Origin of the sequence: Paraburkholderia rhynchosiae, from assembly GCF_002879865.1 — a bacterium.
Classification (GTDB): Bacteria; Pseudomonadota; Gammaproteobacteria; order Burkholderiales; family Burkholderiaceae; genus Paraburkholderia; species Paraburkholderia rhynchosiae.
In genome coordinates, this window is the sequence record NZ_PNXY01000009.1 from 106,993 (window position 1) to 124,145 (window position 17,153).

Consider the following 17,153-nt stretch of genomic DNA (forward strand, 5'->3'; position numbering starts at 1 on the left):
TTTTTGAGGAAACGTAAATCATGATGGTTCTGTATTCCGGCACGACTTGCCCGTTCTCCCAGCGCTGCCGGCTGGTGTTGTTCGAAAAGGGCATGGACTTCGAGATCCGCGACGTCGACCTGTTTAACAAGCCGGAAGACATCGCTGTGATGAATCCGTATGGTCAGGTGCCGATTCTCGTCGAACGGGACCTGATTCTGTACGAATCGAACATCATCAACGAGTATATCGACGAACGCTTCCCGCACCCGCAGCTGATGCCGGCCGATCCGGTTCAGCGCGCCCGCGCCCGTCTGTTCCTGCTGAACTTCGAGAAGGAACTGTTCGTCCACGTCGGCACGCTCGAGAACGAGAAGGGCAAGGCTGCTGAGAAGAATCACGAGAAAGCGCGCCTCGCGATCCGCGACCGCCTGACGCAACTCGCGCCGATCTTCCTGAAGAACAAGTACATGCTCGGCGAAGAGTTCTCGATGCTCGACGTCGCGATCGCGCCGCTCTTGTGGCGTCTGGATCACTACGGCATCGAGCTGTCGAAGAACGCGGCGCCGCTGATGAAGTACGCCGAGCGCATTTTCAGCCGTCCGGCTTATATCGAGGCGCTGACGCCGTCGGAAAAGGTGATGCGTCGTTGAGCTTGGCTTTAGGCGCCGGGCGCCGCGCGGCTTGCTGCGCGCGGCCCCGCGCCCGGTAAGAGGACTGTTGATGCAAGAGATTTCCACCAAGCCTTACCTGCTGCGCGCGCTGTATGAATGGTGCACGGATAACGGCTACACGCCGCACATCGCGGTCCGCGTCGATAACCAGACGCGCGTGCCGCGTCAGTTCGTGCGCGACAATGAGATTGTGTTGAACATCAGCTTCGAGGCCACGAGCCAACTGCAGATGGGCAACGAGTGGGTCGAGTTCAGCGCCCGTTTCTCCGGCAAGTCGCACAAGATTGAGGTGCCGGTCGCCAATATTCTCGCGATCTATGCCCGCGAAAACGGCCAGGGCATGGCGTTCCCGGTGGAGTCGACGGGCGGCGAAGCACAAGATTCGGGCGCCGACGCCGAAACGGTCGAGCCGGCCGCAGCGCCCGGCACGCAGGCCTCGCCGACTGCGCCGCGTGCGGTCGAGAGCCCGTCCGCGGCGGATGCTGTCGCCGCGAAGACCGACCGCGCACCGGAAGGCGACCAGCCCGACGACGACGGTTCGAAAGGTGGCGGTAGGGCTCGCCTCAAGATCGTAAAATGAAGTAGAATCACGGCCTCATGCCGGCTTAGCTCATCAGGTAGAGCGCTTGACTTGTAATCATGAGGTGGCGGGTTCGAGTCCTGCAGCCGGCACCAGTTGTACGAAACGGGGTTTCTGTTCAGTCAGGAACCCCGTTTTTTTATTAGGCAGCTTAGGGGTCATTTGTTGGGCCCGCTTACTGGCTAATCACCGCTTCATCTCACGCTCGGTGAGCGCGTTTCAGGCCTCAAATTCGCCATATCTCTTTCACCTTGTCGATTGTGGACAAAAATGTCTAGTTTCAGCGCGTGCGCGGCGACGAATACCATGCCGCGAGCCGAGGCGGCAGAGGTTACTATTCGGGCGTCGGCCCGCATTGCGATCCACGCATACCGCTGCAGCATCCGCGCACAACGCCCCAACGAAGCCACGTCTCACCGCGTCGCTCTTGCAACACGACCCATCTCACCATGACCAGCCCTGCAAGCATCACCTGGCCCGAAGCCGACGGCCCCCGCACCGCGCGTTGGCGCTCTGAAGCGGCGGTGCCGCCGCCCAGGCGCGTGATCGTCGCCGATGACCGGACCACCGCCGACTCGGCCTACCGGCTCGCATGCGAAGGCACCGCGCTACTGTGGAACGGCGATTTCCAGAACGCCCGCCAACTGTTGCAGGCCGTCACGCGACGGCTGGAACGTAAGCCGCGCAAACAGGGCGCAACGCCGCTCGAGGCGTTCAACCTGCACCGGCAGACCCAGTCGCAACGCGCGCGCACGCTCGGCATGATCCTGATTCCGCTCGATGCCGCTTACGTGATTCCGCTGCGCCGCGCGCCCGACGTGCAACAGGCCTGCATAGAAACGTATGGACCGCCGACGGATGAGGCGTCGGTCGTGTCGCTACGCGAACTGCTCGGGTTGATCGGCGCGCACGAGTGGCGGAAGAAGGGCGTAGAGATTCCCGCGCTCGGCGATCGCATTCATCCGTATTACGGCGTCTTTTCGCCGGTGCGCGGTGAATACGTGGACCTGGTCGCACGCACGCCGCTACCTTCTCTGAATAAAGCATTCGACATCGGGACCGGCACCGGCGTGTTGTCCGCGTTGCTCGCGAAGCGCGGCGTGAAGAAGATCGTTGCCACCGACCAGGACCCGCGAGCGCTTTCTTGCGCACGCGAGAACATCGCGCGTCTCGGGTACGAGCAGCAAGTCGACGTCGTGCAAGCCGATCTATTTCCGGAAGGACGTGCGCCGCTGGTCGTGTGCAATCCGCCGTGGGTGCCGGCGCGGCCCGCCTCGCCGATCGAATATGCGATCTACGATCCGGAAAGCCGCATGCTGTTGGGCTTTCTCAATGGCCTGGCGGAACATTTGTCGCCGGGCGGGGAAGGCTGGCTCATTCTGTCGGACTTCGCGGAACATCTCGGTTTGCGCACACGGGAGTGGCTGCTTGCCGCGATCGAGAGCGCCGGGCTGACTGTCGTGGGGCGTGAGGACATTCGTCCGCGCCATCCGAAATCGACCGACGAAACCGACGCGCTGCACGCGGCGCGGGTGGCAGAAATTACGTCACTGTGGCGACTGAAGGCGCGGTCTTAAGACGCGACGTTCACGAAAGAAGGCGCGTTGCTGCTGAAACGTTGCGTTGCTGCGTGGGCGGCCAGCCGGCTGACAAGTCGCCGTTTCCGGTATTGAACCGCGCCGCGCTTCACGGCAACGCGGCGCGCGCTCCCACAAAAGCCGCTGCGCCTCGCCCGGCCACCAGACCACTGGCAAAGCAGGCGGTCAACAGATAGCCGCCTGTCGGCGCCTCCCAATCGAGCATCTCGCCCGCGCAAAAAACGCCGGGCAGATGTTCGATCATCAAATGCTGATTCAGCGCCTCGAACGGAATGCCCCCGGCGCTGCTGATCGCTTCCGCAATCGGGCGGGCGCGCGAGAGCCGCACCGGCAGCGCCTTGATAGCCGGGGCGAGACGGGCGGCATCGGCGAAAACCTCTTTCGGCAAGATTTCGTGCAGCAACGCGAGTTTTACGCCGCTAATTCCGATTCTTCCGTTCAGGTGACTCGACATCGAACGGGAGCCGCGCGGTCTGGTGACTTCCGCGATCACCCGCTCCAAAGTCAAACCTGGCGCCAGATCCAGCGTGACGGTGACGTCGCCGTCAGCCATAATCCGCTCGCGAATCACCGCCGACAACGCATAAATCAGACTGCCTTCAAGGCCCGTTTCGGTCAGAAGTATTTCACCTTGTCGATTGTGGACTTTTTCGTCTATATCCGTGAGTGAAATGGCGATGGATTTCACCGGCTGACCGGCGAACCGCTCGCGCAGATAAGGGCTCCAGTCCGCGTCGAAGCCGCAGTTCGCGGGTTGCAGCGCGCGGACCGGCACGTCGCGCGAAGCCATCAGCGGGACCCAGGCCGCGTCCGATCCTAAGCGCGGCCAGCTTGCGCCGCCGAGCGCGAACACGACGGCGTCATAGGTGAAGATCTGCTCGCCGGCTGGCGTGGCGAACAAAAGCGTGTGCGCGGCGTTGTCCGGCGTGGGCGCACCGGCGTCCGTCGCACCGGCAATCTGCCAACCGGTCCATTTGTGCCGCATGTGAAAGCGCACGCCAGCTTCCCTCAATCGATGCAGCCACGCACGCAGCATCGGCGCGGCTTTCATGTCGGTCGGAAAAACGCGCCCCGAGCTGCCGACAAAGGTCTCGACTCCGAGCCCCCGCAACCACGTGCGCAACGCGTCCGGTCCGAACGTCTCCAGCAGTGGCGAAATCCATTCGCGGCGCGCGCCGTAGCGATCGAGAAACGGCTCGAGCGGTTCGGAATGCGTGATGTTCATGCCGCCTTTGCCCGCCATCAGAAACTTGCGGCCGACGGAGGGCATCGCATCATGGACGTCGACCTGCACGCCTTGCAGGGAAAGCGCCTCCGCGGCCATCAAGCCGGCGGGTCCGCCGCCGATGACGGCGACGCGGGCGGAATCGAACGAAGTTGACATGCGGGCCTGCGGATAAGCGAAAGAGGCGGAGCGCCGTCAAGGCTGACGGCCGGACGTGGCGAAGGTCGCAAACAACGGCGAGGACGGCGCTTGGAAGGCACCGGAACGCACTGGAACTCGCCCTGAAGGCCGCTATTCTCACACCGCAGGCAATGCGGAGCAAACACGCCCGCCACTGGACGGGCGTCAGAACGCTACATTCCGGCGCGCTCGCTCCAACACAGGTCCGGTCCCCAGCTTTGTTATTCAGCATGGCGAACTATAATTTTTGGACACCTTCCATTGGGCGCAATTCGCGTCGTTCCCGCGTCAATACAACTGACCACATTGTTCACCGTACCGCATGTCGCGGCATCGGGAGCGGTGGGTTCGGGTTCGCGCCTTGTGCCTGCGTGGATGTCCAAACATATCGATCAAGGAGACTGCCATGACCCGTAAATACATCGACTGCCGCGAGTTCCCCAGCGAAATGAATTGCACCGTTGCGCTTTCGGCCGACAACGAAGACGAACTGCTCGACGCAGCCGTGCAGCATGCCGTCAGCGTGCACAAACATGATGATTCGCCGGAACTGCGCTCGCAATTGAGATCGCTCTTCCACGAAGGCACGCCGCCGGTGGAAGCGCCGCGCGTCTGATTGCGGCATGTCGCGAAAGAACCGCCGCGCTGACTCGCGGGGGAGGCGAGCGGCGCACGGCCGCTCGCGCGAGTCGGGGCGCGGATTCGATATTGGCTCTAACGCCTCGCCGAACGCTCAGCTCGGGTAAGCCTCGTCCACCTTGAGTCCCGCAAGCTTGAAAATAACCCGCAGCGTCTGCGGCTTGATATCGCGCCGCGAAGCCAGCGTTGTCATCACGAAGTCGAGCACTTTCGCGTACTTGAGCAGCGTCAGGCACGTTTCCATGTCGACGCTGCCATCGCGCATGACTTCCGCGAGACGAAGCATCTCGGTGGAGATGTCGCGAGCCATCTCCAGTTCGAGCTGCTGCTTTTCGGACCAGGCAGGCATCGCGGTGAGCTTCGCCATCATTTCCTGGAATTTCTGTTCGACGTTTCCGTTCGGTACCGTATCCATTGCTGCCTCTTCTATTTGCCGAGCGCGCGTCCAGTTGAGATCGCGGCGCGCTGCCGGTTACGTAACGTTCGGCTCGTGTTACCGAGCCGTCCTCCCCACATGCATCCGGTCCGCATTTTTTTTACCACGACCAACGGCCTGTTCTTATGGGCACCACGGCACACGCCCTTGGGACTGCGGCGGCGGAAACGGTTCTGCGCCGTGCGGGAACAGTCGCATGTCGCCGTCCATTGCAGGAAGTGTTCCAGGAAAGCGGCACTTCTTGCGGGTTTTTGCGCGGCTCTTCGGTGAGCGGGCCGCGGTTTGGGTAAACTGGCAGCAACTTTTCCCTTTTTCCGTCCCCTGACGCACGTTCGCGTTGCAATCGCGGACGGTTCCCCACGATGTCCAGCAAAACCCACGAAATCCGCCCGAATCAGTCCGTCGAATTGTTGAAGGAGCTTCATATCCTCACGCGCGACGGCAAGATGAACCAGGACAGCCGCCGCAAGCTGAAGCAGGTCTACCATCTGTTCCAGTTCATCGAGCCGCTGCTCAAGGACCTGAAGGACCAGCAGGGCGCCGTGACGCTCGTCGATCATGGCGCGGGCAAGTCATATCTAGGTTTTATCCTGTATGACCTGTTCTTCAAGGAATTTCAGGATGCCGCAGGTGGGGCGTCGCACATTTACGGCATTGAAACCCGCGAGGACCTCGTGACGAGGTCGGAAGAACTGGCGGCGCGGCTGGGTTTCACGGGAATGTCGTTTTTGAACCTGTCGGTAGCCGAGTCGATTACGTCCGACCGCTTGCCGGCCCGCATCGATATCGTCACCGCGCTGCACGCCTGCAATACCGCCACCGACGACGCAATCCGCTTTGCCCTCGAAAAGAAGGCGAAGTACATCGTGGTCGTGCCGTGTTGCCAGGCCGAAGTGGCGGGCGTTTTACGTCAAAACAAGAGTAAATCGCTCGGCAATGCGTTGACGGAAATTTGGCGTCATCCATTGCATACGCGCGAATTTGGCAGCCAGATTACCAATGTGCTGCGCTGCTTGCAGCTCGAAGCGCATGGTTATCAGGTCAGCGTGACCGAACTCGTGGGATGGGAGCACTCCATGAAGAACGAGCTGATCATCGCGCAGTTCAAGGATCTGCCGCGGCGGCGGCCGGCCGAGCGGCTCAATGAGGTGATGGAATCGCTCGGTATTGAGGAGCTGAAGGACAGGTTTTTCGTTTCAGCCTGAATTGCGTTTCATCAATTGATTCCAGCCGGCCAGTCCGATTCGCCGAAGCGTTTCCTGATTCCTTTCGTAGATTTCTTCGGCATCGGGAAACGCTTGAACCGCGCGTTCAATACTATCTTCCCTTAATAAATGCAGAATCGGATAGGGCGCCCGATTAGTGTAATTCTCAATGTCGTCCGGTTCGCTGCCTTCAAACTGATATAACGGGTGAAAGCTGGCAATCTGGATAATGCCTTCCAGGCGGAGTTGTTTCAGCATTCTTTCGGCGAAGAAGAGCGCGTCGTTGTAATCGAGAAAATCGCCTGGCGCGTGCGGCAAGATTAACAGCGTCGTATCCACCGCGGCCGGATCGGCCGCGACGAGCGCGTTGAGTTCAATCTCGAGATCCGCCAGGATGCCTTCGAGATCGGTCGCAGCGCTCACCGCATAGCGAATTTGCCCCTTCACGTGTACCGCCTTCGCGAACGGACATAAATTGAGTCCGATGACGGCTTCAGTCAGCCAGTGACGGGTGGCGGCAACGACAGCGTCGTGCGATTCGGCGGACAACGGCATGGCAGGCGGCAAAAGAAGAAAGCGTCATTTTAACGGCGCGTGCGGGCACCGATCCCGGACAGAGTCAAACGGCAGCGACAAAGACTAACCCGCCTTCCCGCCGCATGCCGCGGCGATCAGCTGCGCGGCAACTTTCGGCGCGGCGAGAATCGGTCCGCATTGCGCACCATACGTCTGGCTCGCGGCGTACACGCCCTCGATCATCAACGCGAGGCCGTTGGCGAGCGTCTCGGGATCGTCGGCGCCCGCCGCCGCGGCGAGCTCGGTCAGGCGCGCGAGCAGGCGTTGCTTATTGCGAAACACAAACTGCCGAGCGGGATGCGCACTGTCAGAAAACTCCACCGCGACGTTCACGAACGGACAACCGCGGTAGCCTTCGAGCGACGCGCGCGCAGCCAGGTCGTCGAAATATTGCTGCAACTGCTTTACCGGCTCGCCCGGATGCTTCGCGAAGCTCTTCTCGACATAGCCGAAGAATTGCGCGTCCTTTCGCTCCAGATAGGCCATCATCAGGTCGTCTTTCGACGAAAATTGGCGATACAAGCTCATCTTGTTGACACCTGCGCGCTCGACGACCGCATCCACGCCGACCGCCCGCACGCCCTCGCGGTAGAACAGTTCGTCCGCGGCGCGCAGCAAAAGCTGTTGCGCGTCAGGACCGGCCGTGTGGGCACCGCGCGTGCGCGGCGACGCCGACGGACGTGCGGTTTGCTTCGACTTTTCGCTTTCAGACATGGACTGCCTCTGACTTCAATTGACGCCTTGACATGTTACCGACCGGTAACTAACATCGCAACACTATTGTGACTGATCTGTCACAAGTCCCTTACCGAAACCGTAACAGTGCGAACGGCGCGGCCAGTCGAAGCCGCGCCGATAGGAGAGCCGATGAACTGGGCAGCGAGACTGATAGGCGGGCGCTTTCACTATGGCTGGTTGACCGTCGCCGTGGTGTTTCTGGTGTTGCTCGCGGCGGCCGGCACGCGCGCCACGCCGAGTGTGATGATGGTGCCGCTGGAGCATCAATTCGGGTGGAGCCGCGCGACGATATCGCTCGCCATCTCCGTGAACATCGCGCTGTACGGGCTGATGGGGCCGTTCGCGGCGGCGGCGATGCAGCGTTTCGGCGTGCGCCCCACGCTGCTGTTCGCGCTCGGCACCATGGCGGCGGGCGTGGCGCTGTCTTCGCTGATGACGCATCCGTGGCAGATGATTCTGATCTGGGGCGTGATGGTCGGCGGCTCGACGGGGGTCGCCGCGCTGTCGTTGTCCGCGACGGTGGTGACGCGCTGGTTCACCACGCATCGCGGGCTCGTCATGGGTATTCTCACTGCCAGTTCCGCAACCGGCCAACTCGTGTTTCTCCCGATGCTCGCGGCCATCGCGCAGCACTACGGCTGGCGCCAGGTGGTGTGGGTCGTCGCGGCGGCGGCGGCGATCGTGCTGCCGCTGGTTGCCTTCCTGCTGCCCGAGCGCCCGTCCGACATGAAGCTGCGTCCTTACGGCGAACCGCACGACGCGCCCGCGACGGCCACCGCCACCAGGCAGAATCCGCTCGCCATCGCATTTGGAACGCTCGCAATGGCGAGCAGGACGCGCGACTTCTGGCTGCTTTTCTTCAGCTTCTTTATCTGCGGTGCGAGCACCAACGGCTACGTCGGCACGCACCTGATCGCGATGTGCGGCGACTACGGCATGTCCGAAGTGCAGGGCGCGTCGCTGCTCGCCGCGATGGGCGTCTTCGATCTGTTCGGCACGACGCTCTCTGGCTGGCTGTCGGACCGCTTCAATAGCCGCGTGCTGTTGTTCTGGTATTACGGGCTGCGCGGCTTGTCGCTGATGTATCTGCCGCAGGCTTTCGGTATCGACTTCTTCGGCTTGCCGCTGTTCGCGGTGTTCTACGGACTCGACTGGATCGCCACTGTCCCGCCGACCGTGCGGCTCGCGACGGACGTCTACGGCAAGGAGTCGGCCCCCATCGTATTCGGCTGGGTGGTGGCCGGCCACCAGCTCGGCGCTGCATTCGCGGCGCTCGGCGCGGGCATGCTGCGCGCGAGCCTGGGCACTTACACGGTGGCGTCGATGATTTCGGGCGGACTGTGCCTCGTGGCCGCGGTCATCGTGCTGCGGATCAACCGGCCGGCGAAGGTGCCGCAGGCGCAGGCCGTTTAAAACGGTGGGCCGGCGCGACGTGGGGCACGAATCCGTGCCCCGGCGGACGCCGCCGGGCCATTCCGCGCTACGGGAAAACTAACCATGCGCTTCGTGGAGCGCGCGTGCCGATCCCCGGTTATGCTATGTGGCCTCGGGCAGCCGCCCGCGATCATGAATTTCTACCGAGAGAAGCGCATGACCAAGAAACCCGCCCCTACCGAAGTTGCCATTCACGAGCTGATTGCCGGCCGCTGGAGCCCACGCGCGTATTCGAGCGAGCCGGTAAGCCGCGAACACCTGCGTGCTGTGCTCGAGGCGGCACGCTGGGCGCCCTCGTCGTATAACGGACAACCCTGGCGCTTCCTCGTGTTCGACCGCAGCGTCGATGAAGTCGCATTCAAGCAGGCGTTCACGACGCTCGTGCCGTTCAACCAGGGCTGGAATGCGCCGGCGCCAGTGCTGATCGCCGTGACCACGCAAACGCGCACCGCGAAGGGCGAAGTGAACCGCTGCGCTCAGTACGATGCGGGCGCGGCCGCCATGGCGCTAGTGTTGCAGGCGCATGCGCTCGGTCTTGCCGCGCATCAGATGAGCGGCTTCGATCCCAACGCGTTTCGCACGGCTTTCGAATTGCCGAACGACGTCGAACCTATTGCGATCATTTCGCTCGGTCATTACGGCGAGATCGACAAGCTGGACCCAGTTCTACGCGAACGCGAGAAGTCGGTGCGTCAGCGTCTGCCGCTTGCGGACATCGCGTACGGCGGCGGCTGGAAGAAGGCGTTCTAGGCGAGTTTCGGCGTTCATACGTTGGCAAGGGTTGGCAGGGATGCGCGGCGCCGACCGCGCGGTTTTTATGGTCTGCCTACGGCGCGTCGTCGATCACGCTCGAAAGCGGCGCGGCGACATGCTCCAGCGATTTGCGCTCCGCGTCCACGCCCCAGATCGCCGCGATGACCGCAGCGGCGAGCATCAGCGCCGAACCGACCAGGTAGCCGGAAAATACTTCACTGCGCTGATGCGTGTCGATCAGCCGTCCAAAAAAAGCCGGACCGACGATGCCGCCGAGCGCCGTCCCAAACGCGTAGAACACGGCGATTGCGAGCGCGCGAATTTCCAGCGGAAACGATTCGCTGACCGTCAGATAAGCCGAACTCGCCGCAGCTGACGCGAAGAAGAAAATCACCATCCACGCAACGGTCTGCGTGACCACAGTCAGCATGTGCTGCTCGAACAGGTAGCCGCTCACCGTCAGCAAAATCGCGGAAAGACCGTAAGTCGACGCGATCATCTTGCGCCGCCCGATCACGTCGAAGAACCGGCCAAGGAGCAACGGCCCGAGAAAGTTGCCGAGTGCGAAAGGCAGCAGATACCAGCCGATGTGGTCGCCCGGCACGCCATAGAAATCCGTCAGCACCAGTGCGTAGGTGAAAAAGATCGCGTTATAGAAGAACGCCTGCGCGGTCATCAGCGAGAGGCCGACCAGCGCGCGCCGTCGATGCACGTTGAAAAGCGTGTGGAACACCTCGCGCAGCGGCGTATGTCCGCGCGAGCGCAGGCGCAGCCGCGCGTGGGCGTCCGTGGAAAGCGCATGGCCTTCGCTGCGAAAGCGCGTTTCGATTCCTTCGACGATCGCGCGCGCGTCGCGCTCGTCGCCGTGCGTGAGCAGCCAGCGCGGGCTTTCGGGCACCCAGATGCGCATCGGCAGAACCGTCAACGCGAGCGCCGCGCCGATGAAAAAGCACGCGCGCCAGCCCCAGTCGCCCGGCAGCAGATGCGGATCGAGCAGGATCAGCGAGCCTGCTGCGCCGAGTCCCGCGCCGATCCAGAAGGTGCCGTTGATTGCCAGATCGATCCAGCCTCGCAGGCGGGGCGGCGTGAACTCCTGGATCGTCGAATTGATTGCGGTGTATTCGCCGCCAATGCCCGCGCCCGTCAGAAAACGGAAGAGAAGGAAACTGGCCAGATTCCACGACATTGCCGTCGCGGCGGTCGCGACCAGATAAACCGCTAGCGTGATGAAAAACAGCTTGCGACGGCCCAGCCGGTCCGTGAGCCAGCCGAAGCCCAGCGCGCCCAACACAGCGCCGGCGATGTAAGCGCTGCCGGCGAGGCCCACCTCCGCGTTCGTAAAGTGCAACGACGGGCTCGATTTCAGCGCGCTCGCGACCGCGCCTGCGAGCGTCACCTCGAGGCCGTCGAGCAGCCATGTCACGCCGAGCGCGAGGACAATCAGCGTGTGAAAGCGCCCCCACGGCAGACGGTCGAGCCGCGACGGCAAATCGGTTTCGATGATACCGGCGGTTTTTCGCTCGACGGCGGCAGCAGGCGGCGCGCTCATTGCTCAAAGTCTCCTGAATCGCAAAAATTGACGGCTAATCAGCCAGCGCGAGCAATTTCCGTTCCGTTGCGGGCGCGCGGGCCCTTAGGCGGCGCGGCTCTATTGGCAAGTTGATGCTGATCCGGCTTTCATGATACAAAGCCGCTCCCCCTTCCTGTCCGCGCCAGCCGTGAGCGGCGATTCCTGCCATGAACTATTGCGCGATTGACTTCGGTACTTCCAACTCGGCCGTGGCCGTCCCCGACGGCGCCGCGCTCAAGCTCGCGCCGGTCGAAGGCGCCTATACGACGCTGCCCACGTCGGTTTTCTTCAATACCGACGAAGACACCCGAGAATTCGGGCGTGCGGCGCTGGGAGCGTACATCGACGGTTTCGACGGCCGGCTGATGCGCTCGATGAAAAGCATTCTCGGCTCGCCGCTGGCCGACAATTCGACGGATCTCGGCGACGGCTCCGCAATCAAGTACACGGACGTGATCGCGATTTTCCTCGATCACCTCAAGCGCTCGGCGGAGAAAAGCGCGAGTGCGCCTATCGATCGCGCGGTGCTGGGTCGCCCGGTGTTTTTCGTCGACGACGACCCGCGCGCCGATCAGATGGCGCAGAAGCAGCTCGAAACCGCCGCGCGATCCGTGGGTTTGCGAGAGATTCACTTCCAGTATGAGCCGATCGCCGCTGCATTCGATTACGAATCGCGTCGGACGAACGAGGGGCTCGTACTGGTGGCCGACATCGGCGGCGGTACCTCGGACTTTTCGCTGGTGCGTGTCGGACCGGAGCGTATGAAGCAGGTCGAGCGCAAGGACGATGTGCTGGCTCACCACGGGGTGCACGTCGCGGGAACGGACTTCGACCGCCGCGTGGAACTCGCGACGATTTTGCGCGAGCTTGGCTATCAGGCACTGGATCCGGAAGGCCGCGAGATCCCCAATCGCGTCTATTTCGACCTCGCCACCTGGCATTTGATCAACACGGTCTACGCGCCGAAGCGCGTGAGCGAACTAGGTCTGATGCGCCACCTGTTCACTGAAGTCAAGCATCACGACCGTCTGATGCGCGTGGTGGAACGGCGCCTTGGGCACGCGCTGGCGGCGCACGCCGAAGAAGCGAAGATCGGCGTGGCCGCAGGCGGCGAGACGGTGATCGACCTCGACGAAGTGGAAGACGACTTGCGTCTTGCATTCGACGAGGCCCAGCTTATCGAGGCGGGTCAGGATGAGACGCGGCGTATCGTCCAGGCGGCCCGCGACACCGTTCAGACCGCCGGCGTTTCCATGCGCGACGTGAGCGCCATTTACTTCACGGGCGGCTCGACAGGCTTGGCCTTTCTATCCGGCGCATTAGCGGCGGCATTCCCGGATGCGGAAGCGGTATTCGGCGACCGTCTCGCGAGTGTCGCGACCGGCCTTGGAATTCACGCGCGGCGTGTGTTCGCCTAACCGGGAATCACAGCTCGCATACTGCGAAGATAATCGCCGCGCGCAGTTGCGGCGGATATAAAAAAACCCCGCCGAGGCGGGGTTTTTTGCGTCCAGAAGGAAGCGTAGCGCTTACACCGGCTTGATGTTAGCTGCTTGCTTGCCCTTCGGGCCCGTCTTCACTTCAAACGTAACCTTTTGGTTTTCTTGCAGCGTCTTGAAGCCTTCCGTGCGGATTTCCGAGAAATGCGCGAACAGATCTTCGCCGCCGCCGTCCGGCGTGATGAAGCCAAAGCCCTTTGCGTCATTGAACCACTTGACGGTACCGGTTTCCATATTACTTGTTCCTAAAGATGGTAAATAAGGCCGAAGCCCGTTGGGTGCATGAAAATCAAGGAAGGGGGTAATGGGACCAACCGGAGTACCGTTGATGGGCGAACTACGAAAGACCAATTCACTCGCCGCTTGAAATCCTGCCCGAACGTTATACGGCGATTTCGAGAGAAGGTCAACACTCCTCCGGCAACTTTCCATAAATTCGCGGCAACGTGTAAAAACTTGCTTACAAAGCTTGCTGGTTGGGCGAATTTTTTTGCTAGGGACAACCCTTAGTTTCGCTGCGGGCGGCGGGTGCAACCGTTAAACTACGCGCCCGCGCCGGTTGCAACCCGTCGGATAACCGTCGCGCATACATGCGCGTCACCCGTTTTCAGCGCCACGAGCGCAGGTCACGAGGTGCCGACATGGTTCTGAAAACAGGAGAAGACGTGAAAAGTTCTATACAACGGAACATTGGGCCGTTTGCACTTATGCTGACCGGCCTGGGTTCGATCATCGGATCCGGTTGGCTGTTCGGCGCGTGGAAGGCCGCGAAAATCGCGGGTCCGGCGTCGATCTGCGCATGGATCATCGGCGCTGTCGTGATTCTCGCCATTGCGCTGACCTATGCCGAACTCGGTGCGATGTTCCCGGAGTCCGGCGGCATGGTGCGTTACGCGCGGTATTCGCACGGTGCGCTGGTCGGCTTCATTAGCGCATGGGCCAACTGGATCGCCATTGTGTCGGTGATTCCTATCGAGGCCGAAGCATCCATTCAATACATGAGCACGTGGCCGTACCCGTGGGCGCATGCGTTATTCGTCGACGAATCATTAACTACGACCGGGCTGCTGCTCTCAGCAGCCCTCGTGATCATTTACTTCCTGCTGAATTACTGGGGCGTGAAGCTGTTCGCGCGTGCCAACTCGGCCATTACGATCTTCAAGTTCCTGATTCCGGGCGCGACCATCGCCGGGCTCATGCTCAGCAGTTTTCACCACGAGAACTTCGGCGAAGTGAGCACCTTCGCGCCGTACGGCTGGTCGGCGGTGCTGACCGCGGTCGCGACGAGCGGCATTGTGTTCGCGTTCAACGGTTTCCAGAGCCCGATCAACCTGGCCGGTGAAGCGCGCAATCCCGCGAAGAGCGTGCCGTTCGCAGTGATCGGCTCGATCCTGCTTGCGCTGGTGATCTATGTGCTGCTGCAAGTTGCCTATATCGGCTCGGTGAACCCGGCCGACGTGATGAAAGGCTGGGGCCACTTCAACTTCGCCTCGCCGTTCGCAGAACTGGCGATCGCGCTGAACCTTAACTGGCTGGCTATTCTGCTGTATGTGGACGCATTCGTTAGCCCGAGCGGCACCGGCACGACCTACATGGCAACCACCACGCGCATGATCTACGCGATGGAGCGCAACAACACCATGCCGAAGATCTTCGGCAGCGTGCATCCGTTCTACGGCGTGCCGCGTCCGGCCATGTGGTTCAACCTGCTCGTGTCGTTCATCTTCCTGTTTTTCTTCCGCGGCTGGAGCTCGCTCGCGGCGGTGATTTCGGTCGCGACCGTGATTTCGTACCTGACGGGTCCGATCAGCCTGATGGCGCTGCGCCGCGCGGCGACGGACCTCGAGCGTCCGCTGCACATCCCGGGCATGCAGGTCATCGCGCCGTTCGCGTTCGTGTGCGCGTCGCTCATTCTGTACTGGGCGAAATGGCCGCTGACAGGCGAAATCATTCTACTGATGGTCGTCGCGCTGCCGGTCTACTTCTACTTCCAGGCGAAGTCGGGCTTCGGCGGCTGGGGCCGCGATCTGAAGGCGGCATGGTGGCTGGTCGCGTATCTGCCGATCATGGCGATTCTGTCGCTGATCGGCAGCAAGGAATTCGGCGGCCACGGCATCCTGCCCTACGGCTGGGACATGCTGGTGGTGATCGCATTCTCGCTTGTGTTCTATTACTGGGGTGTGAATAGCGGCTACCGCTCCGAATATCTCGAAGAGCGCGAGGTGCACGACGAAGTTCTCGAAGGGATCAGCGTGCATTAAGACGCTGCACCAAGCCAATCGGCCGGAATGTATTCCGGTGTGATGTGAAAAAAGCCCGCCTGAGATGCTGCTCAGGCGGGCTTTGTTTTGGTGTGGCCTTTTTTCTTGCCGTATGCGTGACCTGGCGTGTGGGACGTTCAAACGCTCAGGCGGTCCGGAAAACGTAATTCGTCATGGCAAGCGAGCGCTGATAAGTGCCGAGCGATTGGATCGTCAGCAAATAATCGTCGTCGGCGGCGCCGAGGGCCGCGAATACCGGCAGCAGATGCTCGTCGGTCGGATGCATCAACACCGCATGTGGCGCCTGGCGTCGGTAGTCGAGCAATGCGTCGATGTCACGCGCGGCGAGCCTGGCCTCGAACCAGTCGGTGAATTCGGCGACGCGCGGGTCCGCGTCCTCCGGCCTCGCGGAAAAATCGGCGGCGCGCAGATTGTGCGTGATCTGGCCGGAGCCGATCACCATCACGCCTTGCTCCCTCAGCGACCGCAACGCCCGGCCGACGCGAAAATGATGTCCCGCATCCAGGTGCGGTTGGATCGACAACTGCGCCACGGGCACATCGGCGTCGGGAAACATCAGCAGCATCGGCACCCATGCGCCGTGATCAAGCCCGTGGGGCTGTGCGTCAGTCCTGATTCCGCTATCGCCGAGCAATACGGCGGCACGTTGCGCGACATCGGGTGCACCCGGAGCGGGATACTGGATTTCATACAACTGGCGCGGAAACCCGTAGAAATCGTGGATGGTGTCCGGTGCAGTGGATGTGCTCACGACCGGCTGGGCGGTACCCCAGTGGGCGGAGAGCATTAGCACCGCCTCCGGGCGCGGCAACTGCGCGCTAAGCGCGCCGAATTCAGCGGACGGCAGCGACGGGTCGATCGGCAGCGTCGGCGCGCCGTGGGAAAGGAAAAGCGAAGGTAAGCGGTTCATGACAGGGACGCGGCCGTAAGGCGCGGTGAGAAGTTCGGTTACTGGCAATATAGAGCCGCACCGCTGTTTGATAAACAGGCCAAAGCGGAATTGATTGTCTTGCAGTTGTTGGCAATCACTGACAGCAAGCGCCATTGCCCGTGGTTTCTGGCAAGCGCGTCTTGCAACGCTGCCCACGACTGGCAAACAACCCTGTGATGTGGCCGCGTCCCTGCCGACGTAGCCGTAGGCGAATCTCTGCGGGGGGACTACTCGTCAGCGCCGCGCAACCCCGTCCATGCAGGCGACAACGCCGGCCCGAGCGCGAACAGATCGAGCACCCGAGCGACCGTGTGATCGACCATCTCGTCGATGGTGGCGGGCTGGTTATAAAACGCAGGCAAGGGCGGGAATATCACGCCGCCCATTTCCGTGACGGCCGTCATATTGCGCAAATGCGCGAGATTGAACGGCGTTTCGCGCACGAGCAGCACGAGCCGGCGGCGCTCCTTGAGCGTGACATCGGCGGCGCGGGTAATCAGGTTGTCGGAAAAACCATGAGCAATGCTCGCGAGCGTTTTCATCGAGCAAGGCGCGACGACCATGCCGTCCGTCGCGAAAGAGCCTGACGCGATGCTCGCGCCGACGTCGCGCACCGAATGGACCACATCCGCGAGCGGATGGACCTCTTCTTTACCGAGCTTGAGTTCGTGCTGAATATTGAGCCAGCCTGCGCTGGAAATCAGCAGATGGCTTTCGACGCCGCCGAGCTTGCGCAGCGTCTCGAGCAACCGGATGCCATAAATAGAGCCGGTCGCGCCGGTTATCGCGACAATCAGCCGGCGTGGCGCCACAGCGGATGTTTCCATGGCTTGCGGCGCCTCTTCAGAGCAGCT

The 17,153-nt window shown here is 61.9% G+C and carries 17 protein-coding genes and 1 tRNA gene; 10 read left to right on the forward strand and 8 right to left on the reverse strand.

Annotated features, from left to right (window positions below; genetic code table 11):
- The first annotated feature begins 20 nt into the window (after positions 1 to 20).
- The 4 genes from C0Z16_RS15040 to C0Z16_RS15055 all read left to right on the forward strand — a co-directional run bounded on the left by C0Z16_RS15040 (position 21) and on the right by C0Z16_RS15055 (position 2,810).
- Positions 21 to 632 (forward strand): glutathione S-transferase N-terminal domain-containing protein, encoded by a 612-nt coding sequence (locus tag C0Z16_RS15040; RefSeq protein WP_006052302.1) that lies wholly within the window; start codon positions 21 to 23, stop codon positions 630 to 632.
- Between the two features lie 70 nt (positions 633 to 702).
- Positions 703 to 1,233: a ClpXP protease specificity-enhancing factor gene (locus C0Z16_RS15045; protein ID WP_102632921.1), complete on the forward strand. Its 531-nt coding sequence runs from the start codon at positions 703 to 705 to the stop codon at positions 1,231 to 1,233.
- 19 nt (positions 1,234 to 1,252) lie between these two features.
- Positions 1,253 to 1,328: transfer RNA gene (locus C0Z16_RS15050), tRNA-Thr, on the forward strand.
- 354 nt (positions 1,329 to 1,682) lie between these two features.
- The gene (locus tag C0Z16_RS15055; protein ID WP_102632922.1) at positions 1,683 to 2,810 is read left to right on the forward strand and encodes a methyltransferase; all 1,128 of its coding nucleotides are present in this window, start codon (positions 1,683 to 1,685) and stop codon (positions 2,808 to 2,810) included.
- A 109-nt stretch (positions 2,811 to 2,919) separates the two neighbouring features.
- On the opposite strand, the gene C0Z16_RS15060 is transcribed toward C0Z16_RS15055, so the two are convergent.
- The gene (locus C0Z16_RS15060; RefSeq protein WP_102632923.1) at positions 2,920 to 4,215 is read right to left on the reverse strand and encodes a TIGR03862 family flavoprotein; all 1,296 of its coding nucleotides are present in this window, start codon (positions 4,213 to 4,215) and stop codon (positions 2,920 to 2,922) included.
- Between the two features lie 427 nt (positions 4,216 to 4,642).
- Between C0Z16_RS15060 and C0Z16_RS15065 the strand changes: the two genes are divergently transcribed.
- Positions 4,643 to 4,852, forward strand: a complete 210-nt coding sequence (locus tag C0Z16_RS15065) for a DUF1059 domain-containing protein (RefSeq protein ID WP_102632924.1) — start codon at positions 4,643 to 4,645, stop codon at positions 4,850 to 4,852.
- A gap of 117 nt (positions 4,853 to 4,969) precedes the next feature.
- On the opposite strand, the gene C0Z16_RS15070 is transcribed toward C0Z16_RS15065, so the two are convergent.
- The gene (locus C0Z16_RS15070) at positions 4,970 to 5,290 is read right to left on the reverse strand and encodes a type II toxin-antitoxin system HicA family toxin (protein WP_013589753.1); all 321 of its coding nucleotides are present in this window, start codon (positions 5,288 to 5,290) and stop codon (positions 4,970 to 4,972) included.
- 383 nt (positions 5,291 to 5,673) lie between these two features.
- Between C0Z16_RS15070 and C0Z16_RS15075 the strand changes: the two genes are divergently transcribed.
- Positions 5,674 to 6,516: a class I SAM-dependent methyltransferase gene (locus tag C0Z16_RS15075; protein ID WP_102632925.1), complete on the forward strand. Its 843-nt coding sequence runs from the start codon at positions 5,674 to 5,676 to the stop codon at positions 6,514 to 6,516.
- On the opposite strand, the gene C0Z16_RS15080 is transcribed toward C0Z16_RS15075, so the two are convergent.
- Together C0Z16_RS15080 and C0Z16_RS15085 are read right to left on the reverse strand one after the other, a co-directional pair.
- Positions 6,508 to 7,071 carry a DUF1415 domain-containing protein gene (locus tag C0Z16_RS15080; protein WP_102632926.1) on the reverse strand — a complete coding sequence of 188 codons (564 nt, stop codon included), beginning with the start codon at positions 7,069 to 7,071 and terminating at the stop codon, positions 6,508 to 6,510. The two genes, C0Z16_RS15075 and C0Z16_RS15080, sit on opposite strands and share 9 nt — an antisense overlap.
- 84 nt (positions 7,072 to 7,155) lie before the next feature.
- Positions 7,156 to 7,806, reverse strand: coding sequence for a TetR/AcrR family transcriptional regulator (locus C0Z16_RS15085; RefSeq protein WP_102632927.1), 651 nt, complete (start codon positions 7,804 to 7,806; stop codon positions 7,156 to 7,158).
- 153 nt (positions 7,807 to 7,959) lie between these two features.
- Between C0Z16_RS15085 and C0Z16_RS15090 the strand changes: the two genes are divergently transcribed.
- Together C0Z16_RS15090 and C0Z16_RS15095 are read left to right on the forward strand one after the other, a co-directional pair.
- Positions 7,960 to 9,243, forward strand: coding sequence for an MFS transporter (locus C0Z16_RS15090; protein WP_102632928.1), 1,284 nt, complete (start codon positions 7,960 to 7,962; stop codon positions 9,241 to 9,243).
- A 177-nt stretch (positions 9,244 to 9,420) separates the two neighbouring features.
- On the forward strand, positions 9,421 to 10,014 hold the full coding sequence (locus tag C0Z16_RS15095) for a nitroreductase family protein (RefSeq protein WP_175130678.1): 594 nt from the start codon (positions 9,421 to 9,423) through the stop codon (positions 10,012 to 10,014).
- A 76-nt stretch (positions 10,015 to 10,090) separates the two neighbouring features.
- On the opposite strand, the gene C0Z16_RS15100 is transcribed toward C0Z16_RS15095, so the two are convergent.
- On the reverse strand, positions 10,091 to 11,566 hold the full coding sequence (locus tag C0Z16_RS15100) for an MFS transporter (RefSeq protein ID WP_102632929.1): 1,476 nt from the start codon (positions 11,564 to 11,566) through the stop codon (positions 10,091 to 10,093).
- Between the two features lie 188 nt (positions 11,567 to 11,754).
- Between C0Z16_RS15100 and C0Z16_RS15105 the strand changes: the two genes are divergently transcribed.
- Positions 11,755 to 13,005 (forward strand): Hsp70 family protein, encoded by a 1,251-nt coding sequence (locus tag C0Z16_RS15105; RefSeq protein WP_102632930.1) that lies wholly within the window; start codon positions 11,755 to 11,757, stop codon positions 13,003 to 13,005.
- Positions 13,006 to 13,116: 111 nt separating this feature from the next.
- Here C0Z16_RS15105 and C0Z16_RS15110 read toward each other — a convergent pair whose 3' ends face one another.
- Positions 13,117 to 13,320 carry a cold-shock protein gene (locus tag C0Z16_RS15110; protein WP_007180251.1) on the reverse strand — a complete coding sequence of 68 codons (204 nt, stop codon included), beginning with the start codon at positions 13,318 to 13,320 and terminating at the stop codon, positions 13,117 to 13,119.
- Positions 13,321 to 13,751: 431 nt separating this feature from the next.
- Here C0Z16_RS15110 and C0Z16_RS15115 point away from each other — a divergent pair, with 431 nt between their 5' ends.
- On the forward strand, positions 13,752 to 15,347 hold the full coding sequence (locus C0Z16_RS15115; protein WP_102633034.1) for an APC family permease: 1,596 nt from the start codon (positions 13,752 to 13,754) through the stop codon (positions 15,345 to 15,347).
- 145 nt (positions 15,348 to 15,492) lie between these two features.
- Here C0Z16_RS15115 and C0Z16_RS15120 read toward each other — a convergent pair whose 3' ends face one another.
- Both C0Z16_RS15120 and C0Z16_RS15125 read right to left on the reverse strand, forming a co-directional pair.
- The gene (locus C0Z16_RS15120; RefSeq protein WP_102632931.1) at positions 15,493 to 16,278 is read right to left on the reverse strand and encodes a DODA-type extradiol aromatic ring-opening family dioxygenase; all 786 of its coding nucleotides are present in this window, start codon (positions 16,276 to 16,278) and stop codon (positions 15,493 to 15,495) included.
- A gap of 248 nt (positions 16,279 to 16,526) precedes the next feature.
- Complete coding sequence (locus C0Z16_RS15125) at positions 16,527 to 17,126, reverse strand: UbiX family flavin prenyltransferase (RefSeq protein ID WP_102632932.1); 600 nt, start codon at positions 17,124 to 17,126, stop codon at positions 16,527 to 16,529.
- Positions 17,127 to 17,153: the final 27 nt, after the last annotated feature.

Excerpts from the sequence above, each read along its gene's own strand:
- C0Z16_RS15045 (WP_102632921.1), top strand. The coding sequence starts at position 703 with ATGCAAGAGATTTCCACCAAGCCTTACCTGCTGCGCGCGCTGTATGAA.
- C0Z16_RS15125 (WP_102632932.1), bottom strand. The coding sequence starts at position 17,126 with ATGGAAACATCCGCTGTGGCGCCACGCCGGCTGATTGTCGCGATAACC.
- C0Z16_RS15075 (WP_102632925.1), top strand. The coding sequence starts at position 5,674 with ATGTCCAGCAAAACCCACGAAATCCGCCCGAATCAGTCCGTCGAATTG.
- C0Z16_RS15080 (WP_102632926.1), bottom strand. The coding sequence starts at position 7,071 with ATGCCGTTGTCCGCCGAATCGCACGACGCTGTCGTTGCCGCCACCCGT.
- C0Z16_RS15065 (WP_102632924.1), top strand. The coding sequence starts at position 4,643 with ATGACCCGTAAATACATCGACTGCCGCGAGTTCCCCAGCGAAATGAAT.
- C0Z16_RS15090 (WP_102632928.1), top strand. The coding sequence starts at position 7,960 with ATGAACTGGGCAGCGAGACTGATAGGCGGGCGCTTTCACTATGGCTGG.
- C0Z16_RS15120 (WP_102632931.1), bottom strand. The coding sequence starts at position 16,278 with ATGAACCGCTTACCTTCGCTTTTCCTTTCCCACGGCGCGCCGACGCTG.
- C0Z16_RS15040 (WP_006052302.1), top strand. The coding sequence starts at position 21 with ATGATGGTTCTGTATTCCGGCACGACTTGCCCGTTCTCCCAGCGCTGC.
- C0Z16_RS15100 (WP_102632929.1), bottom strand. The coding sequence starts at position 11,566 with ATGAGCGCGCCGCCTGCTGCCGCCGTCGAGCGAAAAACCGCCGGTATC.
- C0Z16_RS15105 (WP_102632930.1), top strand. The coding sequence starts at position 11,755 with ATGAACTATTGCGCGATTGACTTCGGTACTTCCAACTCGGCCGTGGCC.
- C0Z16_RS15095 (WP_175130678.1), top strand. The coding sequence starts at position 9,421 with ATGACCAAGAAACCCGCCCCTACCGAAGTTGCCATTCACGAGCTGATT.
- C0Z16_RS15085 (WP_102632927.1), bottom strand. The coding sequence starts at position 7,806 with ATGTCTGAAAGCGAAAAGTCGAAGCAAACCGCACGTCCGTCGGCGTCG.
- C0Z16_RS15055 (WP_102632922.1), top strand. The coding sequence starts at position 1,683 with ATGACCAGCCCTGCAAGCATCACCTGGCCCGAAGCCGACGGCCCCCGC.
- C0Z16_RS15060 (WP_102632923.1), bottom strand. The coding sequence starts at position 4,215 with ATGTCAACTTCGTTCGATTCCGCCCGCGTCGCCGTCATCGGCGGCGGA.
- C0Z16_RS15110 (WP_007180251.1), bottom strand. The coding sequence starts at position 13,320 with ATGGAAACCGGTACCGTCAAGTGGTTCAATGACGCAAAGGGCTTTGGC.
- C0Z16_RS15070 (WP_013589753.1), bottom strand. The coding sequence starts at position 5,290 with ATGGATACGGTACCGAACGGAAACGTCGAACAGAAATTCCAGGAAATG.